This window comes from Micromonospora sp. HK10, assembly GCF_000982955.1.
GTDB lineage: Bacteria > Actinomycetota > Actinomycetes > Mycobacteriales > Micromonosporaceae > Micromonospora.
On the sequence record NZ_KQ058814.1, the window covers coordinates 1 to 15,823 of the forward strand.

General features: G+C 73.3%; 14 protein-coding genes. 5 read left to right on the plus strand and 9 right to left on the minus strand.

All coding sequences use genetic code 11. From position 1 onward, the window contains the following. The first annotated feature begins 210 nt into the window (after positions 1 to 210). Positions 211 to 1,296, plus strand: coding sequence for an HAF repeat-containing protein (locus LQ51_RS31245; RefSeq protein WP_052744866.1), 1,086 nt, complete (start codon positions 211 to 213; stop codon positions 1,294 to 1,296). 217 nt (positions 1,297 to 1,513) lie between these two features. Here LQ51_RS31245 and LQ51_RS13295 read toward each other — a convergent pair whose 3' ends face one another. Next, on the minus strand, positions 1,514 to 2,635 hold the full coding sequence (locus LQ51_RS13295; RefSeq protein WP_046565672.1) for a GNAT family N-acetyltransferase: 1,122 nt from the start codon (positions 2,633 to 2,635) through the stop codon (positions 1,514 to 1,516). 81 nt (positions 2,636 to 2,716) lie between these two features. Beyond that, positions 2,717 to 3,421: an ACT domain-containing protein gene (locus LQ51_RS13300; RefSeq protein ID WP_046565673.1), complete on the minus strand. Its 705-nt coding sequence runs from the start codon at positions 3,419 to 3,421 to the stop codon at positions 2,717 to 2,719. 147 nt (positions 3,422 to 3,568) lie between these two features. On the opposite strand from LQ51_RS13300, the gene LQ51_RS13305 reads away from it, so the two are divergent. Next, entirely contained in the window at positions 3,569 to 4,645 is a 1,077-nt protein-coding gene (locus LQ51_RS13305; protein WP_046565674.1) for a phosphotransferase family protein, read from the plus strand. Further along, positions 4,645 to 5,856: an acyl-CoA dehydrogenase family protein gene (locus tag LQ51_RS13310; RefSeq protein WP_046565676.1), complete on the plus strand. Its 1,212-nt coding sequence runs from the start codon at positions 4,645 to 4,647 to the stop codon at positions 5,854 to 5,856. Before LQ51_RS13305 ends, LQ51_RS13310 begins: the two co-directional genes overlap by 1 nt. Before the next feature lie 14 nt (positions 5,857 to 5,870). Here LQ51_RS13310 and LQ51_RS13315 read toward each other — a convergent pair whose 3' ends face one another. The 6 genes from LQ51_RS13315 to LQ51_RS13340 form a co-directional block, all read right to left on the minus strand. Continuing rightward, positions 5,871 to 6,917 carry a LacI family DNA-binding transcriptional regulator gene (locus LQ51_RS13315; protein WP_046565678.1) on the minus strand — a complete coding sequence of 349 codons (1,047 nt, stop codon included), beginning with the start codon at positions 6,915 to 6,917 and terminating at the stop codon, positions 5,871 to 5,873. Between the two features lie 79 nt (positions 6,918 to 6,996). Beyond that, complete coding sequence (locus tag LQ51_RS13320) at positions 6,997 to 8,433, minus strand: GH1 family beta-glucosidase (protein WP_046565679.1); 1,437 nt, start codon at positions 8,431 to 8,433, stop codon at positions 6,997 to 6,999. Beyond that, on the minus strand, positions 8,430 to 9,326 hold the full coding sequence (locus tag LQ51_RS13325) for a carbohydrate ABC transporter permease (protein WP_046565680.1): 897 nt from the start codon (positions 9,324 to 9,326) through the stop codon (positions 8,430 to 8,432). The genes LQ51_RS13320 and LQ51_RS13325 overlap by 4 nt, the downstream gene beginning before the upstream one ends. Before the next feature lie 9 nt (positions 9,327 to 9,335). Next, positions 9,336 to 10,310: a carbohydrate ABC transporter permease gene (locus LQ51_RS13330; protein WP_046565682.1), complete on the minus strand. Its 975-nt coding sequence runs from the start codon at positions 10,308 to 10,310 to the stop codon at positions 9,336 to 9,338. A gap of 121 nt (positions 10,311 to 10,431) precedes the next feature. Next, positions 10,432 to 11,751, minus strand: a complete 1,320-nt coding sequence (locus LQ51_RS13335; RefSeq protein WP_046565684.1) for an ABC transporter substrate-binding protein — start codon at positions 11,749 to 11,751, stop codon at positions 10,432 to 10,434. A gap of 273 nt (positions 11,752 to 12,024) precedes the next feature. Beyond that, positions 12,025 to 12,570 (minus strand): plasmid pRiA4b ORF-3 family protein, encoded by a 546-nt coding sequence (locus LQ51_RS13340; RefSeq protein ID WP_046565686.1) that lies wholly within the window; start codon positions 12,568 to 12,570, stop codon positions 12,025 to 12,027. A gap of 150 nt (positions 12,571 to 12,720) precedes the next feature. On the opposite strand from LQ51_RS13340, the gene LQ51_RS13345 reads away from it, so the two are divergent. Further along, the gene (locus tag LQ51_RS13345; protein ID WP_046565688.1) at positions 12,721 to 13,509 is read left to right on the plus strand and encodes a pyrimidine reductase family protein; all 789 of its coding nucleotides are present in this window, start codon (positions 12,721 to 12,723) and stop codon (positions 13,507 to 13,509) included. Between the two features lie 88 nt (positions 13,510 to 13,597). Then, positions 13,598 to 13,996, plus strand: a complete 399-nt coding sequence (locus LQ51_RS31250; protein ID WP_052744867.1) for a DUF7144 family membrane protein — start codon at positions 13,598 to 13,600, stop codon at positions 13,994 to 13,996. Between the two features lie 16 nt (positions 13,997 to 14,012). Here LQ51_RS31250 and LQ51_RS13355 read toward each other — a convergent pair whose 3' ends face one another. Beyond that, positions 14,013 to 15,644, minus strand: a complete 1,632-nt coding sequence (locus LQ51_RS13355; protein ID WP_156313077.1) for an alpha/beta fold hydrolase — start codon at positions 15,642 to 15,644, stop codon at positions 14,013 to 14,015. Between the last annotated feature and the right edge of the window lie 179 nt (positions 15,645 to 15,823).

Consider the following 15,823-nt stretch of genomic DNA (forward strand, 5'->3'; position numbering starts at 1 on the left):
GCGCGGCGCGGGCGGCGCCGCGGCGCGGGTGGCGCGGCGCGGTGTGGCGCGGTGTGGCGGCGAGGTTCGCGTGGTGCCGGGCGGCGGACGTCGCTCGGCACCGCGCCGCCCCGGCGGTCACCGCGACGGTTCGGGCCGGCGGACGGCGGCGGCTGTCGGATCGAGGACTTCCCCGTGCCGGCCCGGCCGTCGACACACCAGGCTTACCGGATGATGCGACGGATCGGGCCGCTCGCCTGCGCCCTGCTCATCACCATCCCGCTGCTCGCGGCGCCGGCGCAGGCCAGCGCGCGGAGGCTGACCGCGCGGGACATCCATCCGTCCGGCTGGATGTCCAGCGTCGCGTCCGAGGTGAACCGCCGCGGTGAGGTGATCATCACCGCGACGAACCAGATCGACTCCGAGATCCAGCCGCCGCTCGGTTTCGTCTGGCGGGCCGGGCGGCACACCGTGCTCCGCCCGCTGCCCGGCGGCACCGGCACTTTGCCCCGCGACATCAACGAGCACGGCCTGGTGGTCGGGTTCTGCCAGTCCGTCGCGTACGCCGCGCGGCCGTGCCTCTGGTGGCAGGGCCGTCCCCGCGACCTCGGCACCTTGGACGAACGCGGCACCGGCACCGCGCTGGCGGTCAACGACCTGGGTGAGGTCGTCGGGGAGAACGAGACGTACATCCGGGGCGGCGAGACCCGCGCCTTCATCTGGCGCCGGGGCGTGCTGACCGATCTGGGCGGCACCGGCAACCGCATTGCCGTCGGCATCAACAACCACGGCCAGGTGATCGGCGTGCACGACACCGGCGCGGGCCAGCGCGGCTTCCTCTGGCAGCGGGGCGTCCTGACCGACCTGGGCACCCTCGGCGGCGCCGACTCGGTGCCGGCCGACCTCAACGAGCACGGGCAGATCGTGGGCACGAGCACCACGGCCGATGGCAGCAGGCACGCGTTCCTCTGGCAGGACGGCCGGATGACCGACCTGGGGCCCCCGTCCGGCGACAGCGGTGCGGTGGCGATCAACGATCGCGGCCAGGTCGTCGGCTGGACGAGCTCGCCGACCGCGGTCGGGTCCTTCAGCTGGCAGGGCGGCGTACGCACCAAGATCGACGGGTACGTCGGCGACCTCAACGAGCGGGGCTGGATCGCCGGCACCAGCGCCGGGCAGCCACGGCGGGCCTTCCTGCTGCGCCACGGCCGTCTGGTCACTGGCGGTCCGGCGGAGGTGATCGCCCTGAACGACCGGGGGCTGCTGGTCGGCTGGAGAAACGTGCCGGCCGGCCAGCACGCGACCATCTGGCGGTGACGGCGGGCCCGACCCGGCTCGGCCCGCACCGACCGGAACTCCGGCCCGGACGTGGACAGGGCCCCCGAACCGGGGGCCCTGCCGATCACCGTCCCCCGCACCGGAGGTCGGCCACGATGGCGCCGGATCAGCCCGGCGCCGGTGCCGGCCGGGTACCCGCCGTCGCCGGCCCGCCGCGCCGTTGCGGCAGGTCGACCGGCCGGGGCGGCCGGACAAGTCAGGGCGCCCGGTGCGACCGGGCGGCCGCGTCGGCCTGCCGGGGCGGCATCCCGGGCGTGCTGGTGCAGGGCCGCCTGGACGTCAGGTCGGCCCGGCGGGCGGCCAGCGGCGCCGTCACGGTCAGCACGCCGCCGTCGCGCTGCACCGAGGTCGGCCGGTCCAGCCGGCGCACCGCGCGCAGCATCGGGGTGTTCTCGGCGTGCACGTGCACCTGCACGGCGGCGTAGCCGATCCGCTCGGCGTGTGCGACCAGCCTCCGCAGCAGCGCCGAGCCGAGACCCCGGCGCTGCCAGTCGTCCCGGACCAGCAACGCCACCTCTGCCTCGTCCCCCTCGCCGAGCAGGTTGGCCATCGCCACGACCGGCTCCGCCGCGCCGTCACCGGCCGTGGCGACCAGGGTCAGCCCGCCCGCCGGTGCCAGCAGCCGGCGCAGCCGGGCCGGCGACGGGCAGCCGGCGCCGCTGAGGTAGCGCCGCTGGCGGCTGCGCGCCGAGCATGATTCGTGCAGCTCGACCACGCCGGTCAGGTCGTCCGGGCCGGCCGGCCGGACCCGCACCTCGGCCCCGTCGGGCAGGACCAGGGTGACCCGGTCGTCGTCCCGTCGGGCCACCGCCACGGCCAGCTCGACCAGGGCCTGGGCCCGGGCGTACTCGGCCGGGGTGAAGCTGGGCTCCCGGCGGCTCAGCTCGTACGACCCGCCGGACGGGTCGGGGAGCAGCATCCGGGTGGCGCCCACCCCGCCCGACGGGCCAGTCGTCGCGGCCCGCCAGGTGACGGTGTCGGCGCCGAGCAGGGCGCGCAACACCTCCCCGGTGGCGTCCGGATCCCGCACCAGCCGGCTGGCCAGGCCGAGCACCCGGGTGGGCTGGTCGACCAGCCCGCGCGCCTCGCTGCGCGCGATCCAGCAGTCCCGTCCCCGCCCGCGCTCCACGGCCGCCCGCAGGTCGGCCTCGGTGAGCTGGTCGGGGGCGTCGACCAGGAAGTCGTCGACCGCCCCCACCTCGGTGGTGTGCACCTGCACGGTGAGGATGTTGACCCCGCGCAGCGCGAGGCTCGCGGTGAGGACCGACAGGTACCCCGGCCGGTCGTCCACGGTGGCTCGGATCCGCCACAGCGCCATGGTTCGCTCCCTTCCTCGCCTCACGACCCTGCCGGGCGGCTGTTGCGGCCCCGTTGCCCGCCGGTGACGCCGCGGGACCGGTCAGGTGACCGTCGTCACGGGCGGGGCACCGACCAGGTCCAGCCGGTCGCCCAGGATCACCGCGCCGGCCCGGACCAGCTGGGCCAGCCGGTCCACCTCGGTGGAGTGGAACGCGGCGGCGGCCAGCGGGTCGCTGTGGTCACGCGCCACCACCAGCACCAGGCCGGCGCGGCCGAACGGCGCGACCGCGTAGTGGTGCCCGTCCGGGCTGGTCATCGCCCGGGCCCGCAACGGCGTGACCTCCGGCAGGCGGGGTGGCACGGGCGCCCGCCAGCTGGCGTGCCCGATCGTGGCGTCGCCGGCTCCGCCGCTGCGCGACGCCCAGTCCAGCGGCACCACCGCGGCCACCGCCCAGTCGGCGGCGAGCAGCCCGGGCACCGCGTCGACCAGGGTGGCCACCCCGTCGGTCGGGTTCGCCGCCACCTGGGCGAGCAGCTCGGCGTCCTGCCCCGTGGTGGTCGGCGCGCCGATCGCCCGCCACACCCCGTCCACCCGGACGCCGGGGATCGCGGCCAGGCCGGCGAGGAGCCGCTCCACCCGCGCCGCGCCCGGCCAGACCACGGTGAAGTCGTCCACCGCCCGGCCGCCGAGCCGCTCCAGCACCACCACCTGGACGATGTCGGCGCCGGAGACGCCGAGTGTCCGGGCCACCTGCCCGAGCGTGCCGGGGCGGTCCGGCAGGGTCACCCGAACTCTCAGCAGCATGTCTGGTCCCTCCGCTCGGCGGGCCGGCCGTCGTGCCGGCAGGCTGGCCCCAGCCTGCCCGGTGGCCGTTTCGCCCCTGTTGCCGCGCCATGTCTGCCCGGAAAATCCGACCTTGACAAGAAAGCTGAGCTGCCATCAACTATCCGGATGACCGATCCGGCCGTCGACGCACCTCCGGACCCGGCCGGTCCGGCCCCGCGCGGGCTCGACCTCGACCGGCTGCGCGCGTACCTGGCGACCCACCGGCCCGAGCTGGCCGCCGCGCCACTGTCGGCGCGGCTGATCGCCGGCGGCAAGTCCAACCTGACGTACCTGCTGCGCTGCGGCGACCGGGCGGTGGTGCTGCGCCGGCCGCCGCTCGGGCACGTGCTGGCCACCGCGCACGACATGGCCCGGGAGCACCGGGTCATCTCCGCGCTCGCCCCGACCGACGTGCCGGTCCCCGAGGCGCTGCTGCTCTGCGCCGACGCCGAGGTGATCGGCGCGCCGTTCTACCTGATGGAAAAGGTCGACGGCGAGGTCTACCGGAGCCGGTCGCAGACCGACCCGCTGACCGCGGCCCAGCGGCGTGCGCTGGCCATGACGATGATGGACACCCTCGCCGCGCTGCACCTGGTCGAGCCGGCCGCCGTCGGGCTGGCCGACTTCGGCCGTCCGGATGGCTACCTGGCCCGGCAGGTCCGCCGCTGGGCCGGGCAGCTCGACCGGTCCCGCAGCCGGCCGCTGCCCGGCATCGACGAGCTGCGCGACGCGCTGGCCGGCAGCGTGCCGGAAGGGGCCAACGCCGGGCGGATCGTGCACGGCGACTACCGGCTGGACAACCTGCTCGCCTCGGTCGAGCCGGTCTCGGTGCGGGCGGTGCTCGACTGGGAGATGGCCACCCTCGGCGATCCCCTGGCCGACCTGGGGCTGCTGCTCACCTACTGGAGCGTGCTCGGCGACAGCGAGCTGACCGAGGGCAACCCGGTGGCCGACGGCATCGGGCCCCGCGCCGGTTTCCCCAGCGGCGCCGAGCTGATCGACCGGTACGCCGGCCGCAGCGACGTCGACGTCGGCCCGCTGCACTGGCACGTGGCGCTCGGCTGTTTCAAGCTCGCGGTGATCTGCGAGGGCATCCACTACCGGCACACCCTCGGGCAGACGCTCGGCGGGGGCTTCGACCGGATCGGTGACATGGTCGCGCCGCTGGTCGAGCACGGTCTGCACGCGGTCAGGGAGAGATGATGGACTTCGCGTACGACGCCCGGACGGTCGAGCTGCGTGAACGGCTGACGGCGTTCCTCACCGAGTGCGTCTACCCGGCGGAGCCGGTGCACGCCGAGCAGGTGGCCGCGACCGGCGACCCGTGGGCCCGTCCGGCGGTGCTGGACGAGCTGAAGGCCGAGGCCCGCGCCCGGGGCCTGTGGAACCTGTTCCTGCCCGACCCGCGCTACGGCGCCGGCCTGACCAACCTCCAGTACGCCCCGCTCGCCGAGCTGACCGGCCGCAGCCCGCACCTGGCTCCGGAGGCGCTCAACTGCGCCGCACCGGACACCGGCAACATGGAGCTGCTGGCCGAGTTCGGTTCCGAGGCGCAGCGGGACCGCTGGCTCAAGCCGCTGCTGGACGGCGAGATCCGCTCCGCCTTCTGCATGACCGAGCCGGAGGTGGCCTCCTCCGACGCCACCAACATCGCCACCCGGATCACCCGGGACGGCGACTCGTACGTGATCAACGGCCGTAAGTGGTGGTCGTCCGGCGCGATGGACCCGCGCTGCGAGATCTTCATCGTGATGGGCAAGACCGACCCGACGGCCGACCGGCACCGCCAGCAGAGCATGATCCTGGTCCCCCGGGACACCCCGGGCGTGACGGTACGCCGCGGCATGACGGTGTTCGGCTACAGCGACGCCGCGCACGGCGGGCACGCCGAGATCGATTTCACCGACGTCCGGGTGCCGGCGGAGCACCTGGTCGGTGCCGAGGGCACCGGTTTCGCCATCGCCCAGGCGCGGCTCGGCCCGGGCCGGATCCACCACTGCATGCGGCTGATCGGCATGGCCGAGCGGGCCCTGGAGCTGCTCTGCCAGCGGGCCCTGGCCCGGGTGGCGTTCGGCCGGCCCCTGGCCGAGCAGGGCGTGGTGCGGGAGTGGATCGCCGAGGCCCGGGTCCGCATCGAGCAGGCCCGGCTGCTGGTGCTCAAGACCGCCTGGCTGATGGACACGGTGGGCAACAAGGGCGCACACACCGAGATCCAGGCCATCAAGATCGCCACCCCGGCGATGGCCGAGTGGGTGATCGACAAGGCGATCCAGGCGCACGGCGGCGCCGGGGTCAGCCAGGACACCCCGCTGGCCGCCCTCTGGGCCCAAACCCGCACCCTGCGGCTCGCCGACGGCCCCGACGAGGTGCACAAGGCCTCGCTGGCCAAGCGCGAGCTGCGCCGGTGGGCCTGACCGCGCCGCCGCCCTCAGGCGGAGGCGCGGTGGACCAGTTTGGTGTCCAGCAGGACGTGCGGGCTGGGCAACTCGTCGCCCCGGATCCGGGAGACCAGCAGGCGGGCCATCTGCCGGCCCATCTCCTCCACCGGCTGGAAGACCGTGGTCAGCGGCGGCTCGGCCTGCCGGGCGATCGGAGCGTCCTCGAAGCCGACCACCGCGACGTCCTCGGGCACCCGGCGGCCGGCCTCGCGCAGCGCGCGCAGCGCGCCGACGGCCATCAGGTCGGAGGCGACGAACACGGCGTCCAACTCCGGGCAGACCTCCAGCAGCCGGCGCATGCAGGCGGTGCCGCTGCCCTCGCTGAAGTCGCCGTACGCGATCATGTCCGGGTTGACCCGGCCGCCCGCGGCCCGGACGGCCTCCTTGTAGCCGGAGAGCCGGGCCAGGCCGGCGCCCATGTCCTGGGTGCCGGCGATGGTGGCCACCCGGCGCCGGCCCCGGGCGAAGAGATGCTCCACCGCCTGCCGGGCGCCACCGACGTTGTCCACGTCCACGAACCAGGCCGGCTGGGCATTCGGGTGCAGCATCCGGGCCGGCCGGCCGCCGAGCACGGTGGGCAGGCCGCGCTCCTCGAGCAGGGTGGGCAGCGGGTCGGCGTCGTGCAGCGAGAGCAGCAGGACGCCGTCCACGTGCTGGTTGGTCAGGTGGTGCTCGACCCGTTCCCGCTCGATCTGGGACTGCGCCATGGCCAACCAGAGCTGCATCGGGGTCTCCAGCAGCGCGGAGCTGACGCCCCGGACGATGCCGGCGAAGAACGGCTCGGTGAAGACCCGCTCCCCGGACTCGGAGACCACCAGGGCCACCGAGTCGGTCCGTTGCGTCACCAGCGCCCGGGCGGCGCGGTTGGGCACGTACCCCAGCTCGGCGATAGCCTGCTGGACGGCGGCCCGGGCCTCCGGGCTGACCTGGGGCGAGCCGTTGACCACGCGGGAGACCGTGCCCCGACCGACGCCCGCGCGAGCGGCGACCGCGTCGAGGGTCGGGCGCCCGAGTGACCGCGTGCGTTGCGTTGTCATCTGTGCTCCTCCGACCTCGGGCGGACCCGGCACCTGTTGAGGCGTCGGTGCCGGGCCGCCCGTTACTGGCTGGCCCAGCCTATTGTGCGGCGGCCACGCCGTTGCGTCGGATCACCTCGGCATACCACCGGGCGCTGGACTTGGGGATTCGCGCCTGGCTGTCGTAGTCGACGTAGACCATGCCGAAGCGCTTCGTGTAGCCCCAGGCCCACTCGAAGTTGTCCATCAGCGACCAGGCGAAGTAGCCGTGCAGCGGCACCCCGGCGCTGATCGCGGCGTGCGCGGCCCGCAGGTGCGCGTCGAAGTATGCCAGCCGGTCCGGGTCGTCGACCCGGCCGTCGATCACCGCGTCGACGAACGCCGAGCCGTTCTCGGTGACGTAGAGCGGCAGGTCGGTGTAGTCCCGGTGCACCCGCTCCAGGGTCTCCACCAGGCCCGGGGCGTCGATCTCCCAGTCCATGTCGGTCACCGGGACACCCCGGGTGACGAACCGGACGTCCTGGCTGCCCGGCCAGCACGACGGCGCCCGCCAGTACGCCTCGGGCTCGGCGCTCTCGGCCGGGGCGGCGACCACGTACCGGCTGTAGTAGTTGACCCCGACCATGTCCAGCGGGGTCGAGATGATCGCCAGGTCACCCTCGCGGACGTGCCCGAAGTCGGTGACCTGGCGCAGGTCGGCCTGCAGGTCCGCCGGGTAGGCGCCGCGCAGCACCGGGTCCAGGAAGAACCGGTTGGCCAGGCCGTCGATGCGGCGGGCCGCGTCGGCGTCCGCCGGAGAGCCGGTGGCCGGGGTGACCGGGTAGAGGTTGACCGTGATGCCGAGCTGGGACTCCGGCCGGGCGGCCCGCAGCGCCTGGACGGCCAGCCCGTGGCCGAGCATCAGGTGGTGCCCGGCCCGGACGGCGTCCGCCCCGTCGGAGCGGCCGGGCGCGTGCACGCCGGAGCCGTAGCCGAGGAATGCCGAACACCACGGCTCGTTCAGGGTGGTGAAGTACCGCACCCGGTCGCCCAGGGCGTCCGCGATCAGCCCCGCGTAGTCGGCGAACCGGGCGGCGGTGTCCCGGGCCGGCCAGCCGCCGGCGTCCTCGAGCGGCTGGGGCAGGTCCCAGTGGTAGAGCGTCAGCCACGGCTCGATGCCGTGGGCCAACAGCTCGTCGACCAGCCGCCGGTAGAAGTCCAGCCCCTCCTGGTTGGCCGGGCCGGTGCCGCCCGGCTGCACCCGCGGCCAGGAGACCGAGAAGCGGTACGACTTGAGTCCCAGCTCGGCCATCAGCCGCACGTCCGCGGGCATCCGGTGGTAGTGGTCGCACGCCACGTCACCGGTGTGCCCGGCCACCGTCCGGCCCTCGGTGTGGCTGAAGGTGTCCCAGATCGACGGGGTACGGCCCCCCTCGGCCGCCGCGCCCTCGATCTGGTACGCGGCGGTGGCCGCGCCCCAGAGGAAGCCGGGCGGGAAGGTGAGCTCGGACCTCTCGTCGAGGACGCCGAGGGCGGGCGGGCTGGCTGGGTTGCTCACGACTTGACGGCGCCTTCCATGATGCCGCCGATGATCTGGCGGCCGAAGATAACGAACACGACGAACAGGGGCAGGGTCGCGATCAACGTACCGGCGAAGATCTGCGAGTTGTCGGCGAAGTAGGCGGTGTTGAGGCTGCGCAGGGAGATCTGGACGGTCGGGTTTGACGGGTCGGCCAGCACCACGAACGGCCAGAAGAACTGGTTCCACTGTTCCATGAAGGTGAGCAGGCCGAGCACGGCGGCGGCCGGGCGCAGCGCGGGCACCACCACGTGCCAGTACACCTTCCAGGTCGAGCAGCCGTCCACCCGGGCGGCTTCGATCAACTCGTTCGGTACCGCCTGCTCGGCGTACTGGCGCATCATGAAGATCCCGAAGCCGCCGATGAGGAACGGCACGGTCACCGAGGGCATGGTGTTCAGCCAGTCGAGCTTCGCCATCAGGATGTAGAGCGGGAGCACGCCGAGCTGGATCGGCACCATCATCGAGGCCAGGATGATCAGCAGCAGCGCGTTCTTGCCCCGGAAGCGGAGCTTGGCGAACGCGAAGCCGGCCAGCGAGCCGAAGAACACCGTGGCCACCGTGATGGTCCCGGAGACCAGGAACGAGTTCATCAGGCCTTTGACGATGTTGGCGTCGCCGTTGTCGAGCACCCGCTGGATGTTCTCGCCGAGCTTGCCGCCGGGCAGGAACGGCGGCGGCCAGGCGTTCGCCGCGTCGTTGGTGCGCGAGGCGATCACGATCATCCAGTAGAACGGGAACAGCGACAGGAGCACACCGAGGACCAGGCCGAACCAGGTGAGCGGGCTGGCCTTCCAGAGCCGCTCGGCCTGGCGGCTGGTGGGAGCCGGCGCCGCCGGCCGGGCGGGCGGGCGGAGCGTGGTGGTCGTCATCTCGTCACCTCACTTGTCGGAGCTGATGCGGCGGGCGAGCAGGTAGTTCACCAGCGACATCAGCGCGATCAGCACGAAGAGCACGAGCGCGACCGCGCCGGCGTAACCCCACCGGAAACGCTGGTTCATCACGTCGAGCAGGTACATCGTGATGGTCTGGAACTGGCCCTCCGAGCCGCCGGAGAGGCCACCCGCGCCGCTGGTGAACAGCAGCGGCTCGGTGAAGAGCTGCAACCCGCCGATGGTGGAGATGATCAGAGTGAAGATGATCGTCGGGCGCAGCTGCGGGATGGTGATCGACCAGAACTGCCGGCGGCGGGTGGCGCCGTCCAGCGCCGCCGCCTCGTACATGTCCTTGCTGATGGACTGCATGGCGGCCAGGTAGATCAGGGCGTTGTAGCCGACCCAGCGCCAGTCGACCATGGTCGAGATGGCGAACCAGGAGGCGTAACGGTTCGCCCGCCAGTCGATCGGGTCGAGCCCGATGCCGTCGAGAAGCCAGTTGACCAGGCCGAAGTCCTTGGCGTAGATCATCGAGAAGATCAGCGCCACCACGGCGGTCGAGGTGATGATCGGCATGGCGATCGCCATCCGGAAGAACGTCTGCGCCCGCAGCCGCCGGTTGAGCGCGTTCGCCAGCAGCAGCGCCAGCATCAGCTGGGGCACCGTGGAGAGCACGAACATGCCGAACGTGTTGACCACCGCGTTCCAGAACTGCGGGTCGTTGGTGAACAGCTCGACGAAGTTGTCCAGGCCGACGAAGGAGATCGTCGAGTTGAGCGGCGAGCGGTCGGTCAGCGCGATCCAGACCGTGTAGGCGATGGGGTACGCGCTGAAGACCGCGAAGATCACGAAGAACGGCAGGACGTACAGGTACGGCGAGAACTTCAGGTCGAGCCGGTTGAACGAGGCGCGACGGGGCTGTGCGTGGCGGGCGGCGCGGTTGCGGTCGGACGGCGCCGCACGGTGCAGATCGAGGCTCATGGGAGGTCCTTCTCCTCGGCCGGCGTCACCCGCCCACAAACGGGCGACACCGGAAGTGGGCACCGCAGGTGGCGCCGACCTCCTTGCGGGGTCGACGCCACCCACGGATGGCCGGGCCGGGTCACTTACCGGCGGCCGCACCGTTCTTCAATGCCGCCTGCCACTGCTCCTCGGCGGACTTGCCCTGCTCGATGGCGCGCAGGCTGTTCTCCACCGCGGTACGGACCGCGTTGTTCTTCGGGCCGAGGTAGACCGGCTTCAGCTCGCTGGCGCCGGCGGCGAAGATCTTGCCGACCGGGGCCTTGCTGAAGTAGTCGTTGGTCGAGTCGGCCACGGTCGGGTCCGCCAGTGCCTGCGGCGACGACGGCAGGTTACCGACCGCCTTGAACGCCTCGATCTGGCCCTTCGCGCTGGTCAGGAACTTGGCCAGCTCGATGGCCTCCTTCTGGTGCTTGCTCGACTTCGGCACCGCGAGGAACGAGCCACCCCAGTTGCCGCCGTTGCCGGGGGCCTTGGCGATGTCCCACTTGCCGGCCGCGCCGTCACCGGCCTGGCCCTTGATGACACCGGTCATCCACGCCGGGCAGGCGATGGTGGCGAAGGTGCCGTTCTTGAAGCCGGCGTTCCACTCGTTGGAGAACGACTGGAGGTTGTTGGACAGGCCCGCACCGATCATCTTGGTGGTCATGTCGTACGCGGCCTTGATGTCCGGGTTCTCGCCGATGACCAGCTTGTTGCTCTTGTCGTAGTAGGTGTAACCGGTGCCCTGGCCGGCAATCTGCATGAGCACCACGTTGTAGAAGTTGGTCGCCGAGTCGACGAACTTGTGCTTCTTGTCGGCGGCGGCGAAGCGCTGGCCGGTGGCGATGAACTGGTCCCAGGTCGGCCAGAGCGCCCCGACCTGCTCGCGGTCGGTGGGCAGCCCGGCGGCCTTGAACAGGTCGCTGCGGTAGCAGAGCGCCATCGAACCGACGTCGGTGCCGAGGCCCAGCACCTTGCCGTCGGGGGTGGTGCCCTGCTCCCACTTCCACGGCAGGAAGTTGCCCTTGAGCTCGTTCGCGCCGTGGTCGGCGAGGTTCACGAACTTGTCGGCCTGGGCGTAGAACTGGACGATGGTGCCCTCTTCCAGGGCCACCACGTCGCCCGCGCCGGAGCCGGCGGTGATCTGCTGGGTCAGGCGGGTGTTGTAGTCGCCGCCGCCCAGACCCTTGCCGCGCTCCTGGATCTTGATGTTCGGGTGGTCGGCTTGGTACTGCTTGTAGAGCTCTTCGTAGCCGAAGCCCTGGTCGCCGAAGACGTCGACGACCAGAGTGACCGGGCCGTCGCTCTTGCTGTCGCCGCTGCCCGGCGAGTCGTCGCCACAGGCGGTGGCGGCGACGAGCACCGCGGCGGACACGACCGCGATGGCCGCGAGCCGACGACGGCGGATTGGGACGCTCATCTTCCAGACCCCTCTTTCGGTGGTGAGGCGCTATCTGTGTGGTGGGGGGTGCTTTCGCGTGCTTTCGCCGCCGGCGGCCCGTGGGGGGCGTCGGCGGCGACCCGGGATCGGGCAGGAGTGAGATCCACGCCACTCCCGGGAGCGCTCCCATGAGATTGCCGGCAGGTATCGGGGGTGTCAATAGACCGATGGGAGCGTTCCCAGATCGTTACCGCGCCCGGCACCGCCATCCCGACCCCGCGCCGGCCGAGCCGGCGGCCTGGGCCGCGCCTGTCAGCAGAAGCGGCGCAGCAGGGTGGTGGCGCGGACCGCGTCGAAGGCGGTGGGATCGAAATCGGCGCCGGCCCAGTCCTGCATCAACCACCGCTGCGGATGCTCGGCGTCGGCGAGGGCGGCCAGCAGGACCGCGTACCCGGCCGGACCGCCGACCCCCTCCGGCGGGCAGGCCCGCTCCCCCGCCAGGCAGGACGGGTAGCGCTCGTCCGGATCGGCGGTGCAGACGTCCTCGACCACCAGGTCGTGCTCCCACCAGTCGCCGAAGTCGTAGAGGTACCGGAACCGGCTGCCCTTGCCGACCACCGCGTCCAGCCGGACGTCCAGCTCGTCGCGGACCGGAAGCTCGCCGTCCGGGTCGGGCTCGCCGTACTGCCGGCCGTCGATCTCGAACGAGTGCAGGCGGCAGTCCCGCCAGCCCATCGCGTGCTGCACCACCCGGTGCAGCCGGTCCAGCGTGTACCCGCCGGGGACCAGCACCCGCCGCCACACCGGCGGCCGGACGCCGACCAGGGACACCTGGAGCTGGAAGATCTGACGCGGCATGTCTGTCCCATCCTCCTCGGCATAGGCTGCCAGCATGATCTGCCGAGCGTGCCGGGAGCGGCGGCACGACGACTGTCCAGGCCGGAAGTGGTGCGACTGCCAGCACCGTACCCCCGAACCCACCCCGCCGGTCACCGGTCCGGCCGGCGAATGACCGCCGGGACGACGCCCGTCGCGCGGGTCTGGCCGGCGCCCGGGACCGGGCCGCTGACCGACCCGGAGCTGGCCGCGCTCTACGGCCGCGCCACCCGCCCCCACCTGCGGGTCAACTTCGTCGCCAGCGCCGACGGCGCGGTCACCCTGGACGGCTACTCCGCCGGGCTCTCCGGCAAGCCGGACAAGCGGGTCTTCGGCCTGCTGCGGATGCTCTGCGACGGCCTGGTGGTGGCCGCCGGCACGCTGCGCCACGAGGGCTACCGGGCGCTCCGGTCGAGCGAGCCGCGCCGGGCCTGGCGGGCCGGGCAGGGACTCGCCGACCACCCGACCCTGGTGGTGGTCTCCGGCTCGCTGGACCTGGACCCGGCCCAGGCGTGCTTCGCCGACGCGCCGGTCCGGCCGCTGGTGCTCACCCACGACGCCGCGGAGCCGCCGCCCGGGCTGACCGACGTGGCCGACCTCGTCCGCTGTGGCGCGGAGCGGGTCGACCTGGCCGCCGGCCTGGCCGAGCTGCGCCGCCGCGGGCTGGGCCAGCTGCTCTGCGAGGGCGGGCCGCACCTGTTCGGCGCGCTCACCGCCGCCGACCTGGTGGACGAACTCTGCCTGACCGTCGCGCCACTGCTCGCCGGTGCCGGCCCCGGCCGGATCACCGCCGGGGCCGGCAGCGCGCCGCGGCACCTGCCGCTACGGCACGTGCTGGCCGCCGCCGACGGGGTGCTGATGTTGCGGTACGCCCGCGAGCCCGGCGAGGCCCCGCCGGCCGGAGCCGCCCCGGCCGCCTGAGCGGAACCCGCCGAGGCGGGCCGGCGGCTGGCGGCGACCGCTCACCGAAGCGCCACCCGGCCAGCCATCAGGGCCGTAACCTCAGGGAATGCGTTATCCGGGTGCCGGCCCGGCCGGGGACGGCCGGCCGCTGCTCGCCGCCGGCCTGCTGGTCGGCTCGGGACTGGTCGACATGCTGGCGGCCTACGCCAACACCGCCGCCGCGCCGTACCTGGTGCTGACCCGTAGCGGTGTCCACCAGCTCGACATCGCCGCCTGGGCCTGGCTGGACCTGACGGTCGGCGCGCTGGTCGCGCTGGCCGGACTGCTCACCCTCACCGGTCGGCGCGGCGCGGCCGGGACGGCCATCGGCTGCGCCGCCCTGGCGATCGTCCTGGACCTGCTCATGCTGCCGTACGCGCCGCTCCGGGCGGTGCTGGTGGCCACGGTCAACGCCGCGGCGATCCGGCTGCTGCTGCGCCACCGCCGCGCCGTCGCCGGCCGGTGACGCCGGGCGACGCCGGTCAGCGCGGCTGGCAGATCCGGCCGCTGAACGCCGGGTCGCCCTCCCGGCCGGCGGCCCACACCGGGTTGAGCATGAGCGGCAGCGGCGGCGCCTGCCAGGCGGCGCCGAGCCGCTGGAACAGGCGGTACTCCCGCCGGGGCGTGTCGGTCTGGTCACCGGCCAGGAAGTCGACCACCCGGTCCTGGGCCACCTGCCGACCGATGATCCCACCGTGGAACGCGGGCAGCTGGAAGACCGGGACCTGGCTGTACTCCCCCGGCGGCGCCTCGGCGGCGCTGACCGTGGGCAGGAAGGCGATCGTCCGCACCCCGGCCACCGGGCAGAGCGTGCGGTTGCGGTAGAAGGGGGCGTTCACCAGGATCGAGCGCACGAACGGCTCGTCCGGATCGTCCTTCACCTCCCGCCCGAGATTGGCCAGCCAGAAGATCCCGCGCAGTTCCCAACCGGCCACCACCCCCCAGCCGCTGTGGCCGGGCGGCGGATAGTAGGCCCGGCCCGGCTGGATGAGCGGGCTGATCAGGATCGCCGCCTCCACCGGCGAGGGCCGGGGCCACTTGTCCAGGTAGGTCCGGGCCACCATGGCGCCCTCGCTGAAGCCGACCAGGCCCACCGGCCGGCCGGTGCGCTTGTGCAGCGCCTCCACCTGCGCCGCGAGCAGGACCGCGCTGGAGTCCAGCGACTGGTGCGTGTCCAGCGGCTGGTACGGCCGGGGCCGCCCCCGCGCGTCGAGGCCGGCGTACGAGAAGCGCTCCACCCGCGGGTCGACCGGCTCCCGCCCGGTCCAGTGCGAGTCGTGCCCGGCGATCGCGATGACGGCGTGCGGCACCCGGTCGGGCAGCCGCTCGGTGACCACCGGGGGCGTCCACTCCCCCGGCGGGCCCGACACGGTGGCCGCGACCGACTGCGCGCCGACCGCCCCGGCCATGGTGAGCAGGATCGCCACCGGGGCGACCGGCACGCGGGCCCAGCGCACCCGCGCGGGCGCCACGGCCGCCGCCACGGTGCGCCGCCAGAGCAGGCCGTTGGCCACTCCGGCGAGCCCGGCCACGGCCACGCCCCACCAGCCCGGCACGCTGGTGATCACCGCGCCCGCGACGGTGAGCACCGCGAAGTTGAGCATCGTCCAACCGGCCAGTTCGATCGTGGGCAGGCCGCGCCACCACGCCCCGACCATCCCGGCGCGTTGCAGGAACGGGGCGAGCACCAGCATCGGGGCCAGCGAGGCGAACAGGTACAGCGAGAGCGCCACGGCCGCGAAGGCGACCGAGATCGCGGCCCACGGCGAGATGACCACGAGGGCCAGCGCGGCCACCTCGATGTTGCGCCGCACCAGCCAGCCGAACGTGGGTCGGGGCACCCGCGCCGGCCAGGCCAGTGCGGTCAGCGCGGCGGACATCAGCCCGCGGAGCAGGACCAGCACCACCAGTCCGAGCAGGAACGTCCACCACGAGTCGTGGTAGACCAGCAGCCAGCGCAGGTCGTGGAACGAGTCGTACGGCCAGACCGCGGTGACCTGGGGCGCGAGGCCGCGCGCGCCGTTGAACCCGATGGTCACCAGCGCCGCCTCCTGCAGCAGCGGCGGCACGCCGGCGAGGAGCAGCAGCGCCAACCGGCTCCGGTTCACCTGCACCGCCGCTCCTCGTACCGTCGCTCCTCCGGCCACATGCAGGATCTCGCGGCCCGGGGTCGGGCGGTGCCGGAACGGCGGAGCCGGCCGGTACGCAGAGTCAGCGCGGGACGGCGCAGCGCAGGCCTCGCGGAGTCATGGCGTGGTCTCCGCCGCGTCGCGTGGCAACCTGTCGCATCCCT

Excerpts from the sequence above, each read along its gene's own strand:
- LQ51_RS31245 (WP_052744866.1), top strand. The coding sequence starts at position 211 with ATGATGCGACGGATCGGGCCGCTCGCCTGCGCCCTGCTCATCACCATC.
- LQ51_RS13295 (WP_046565672.1), bottom strand. The coding sequence starts at position 2,635 with ATGGCGCTGTGGCGGATCCGAGCCACCGTGGACGACCGGCCGGGGTAC.
- LQ51_RS13300 (WP_046565673.1), bottom strand. The coding sequence starts at position 3,421 with ATGCTGCTGAGAGTTCGGGTGACCCTGCCGGACCGCCCCGGCACGCTC.
- LQ51_RS13305 (WP_046565674.1), top strand. The coding sequence starts at position 3,569 with ATGACCGATCCGGCCGTCGACGCACCTCCGGACCCGGCCGGTCCGGCC.
- LQ51_RS13310 (WP_046565676.1), top strand. The coding sequence starts at position 4,645 with ATGGACTTCGCGTACGACGCCCGGACGGTCGAGCTGCGTGAACGGCTG.
- LQ51_RS13315 (WP_046565678.1), bottom strand. The coding sequence starts at position 6,917 with ATGACAACGCAACGCACGCGGTCACTCGGGCGCCCGACCCTCGACGCG.
- LQ51_RS13325 (WP_046565680.1), bottom strand. The coding sequence starts at position 9,326 with ATGACGACCACCACGCTCCGCCCGCCCGCCCGGCCGGCGGCGCCGGCT.
- LQ51_RS13330 (WP_046565682.1), bottom strand. The coding sequence starts at position 10,310 with ATGAGCCTCGATCTGCACCGTGCGGCGCCGTCCGACCGCAACCGCGCC.
- LQ51_RS13335 (WP_046565684.1), bottom strand. The coding sequence starts at position 11,751 with ATGAGCGTCCCAATCCGCCGTCGTCGGCTCGCGGCCATCGCGGTCGTG.
- LQ51_RS13340 (WP_046565686.1), bottom strand. The coding sequence starts at position 12,570 with ATGCCGCGTCAGATCTTCCAGCTCCAGGTGTCCCTGGTCGGCGTCCGG.
- LQ51_RS13345 (WP_046565688.1), top strand. The coding sequence starts at position 12,721 with ATGACCGCCGGGACGACGCCCGTCGCGCGGGTCTGGCCGGCGCCCGGG.
- LQ51_RS31250 (WP_052744867.1), top strand. The coding sequence starts at position 13,598 with ATGCGTTATCCGGGTGCCGGCCCGGCCGGGGACGGCCGGCCGCTGCTC.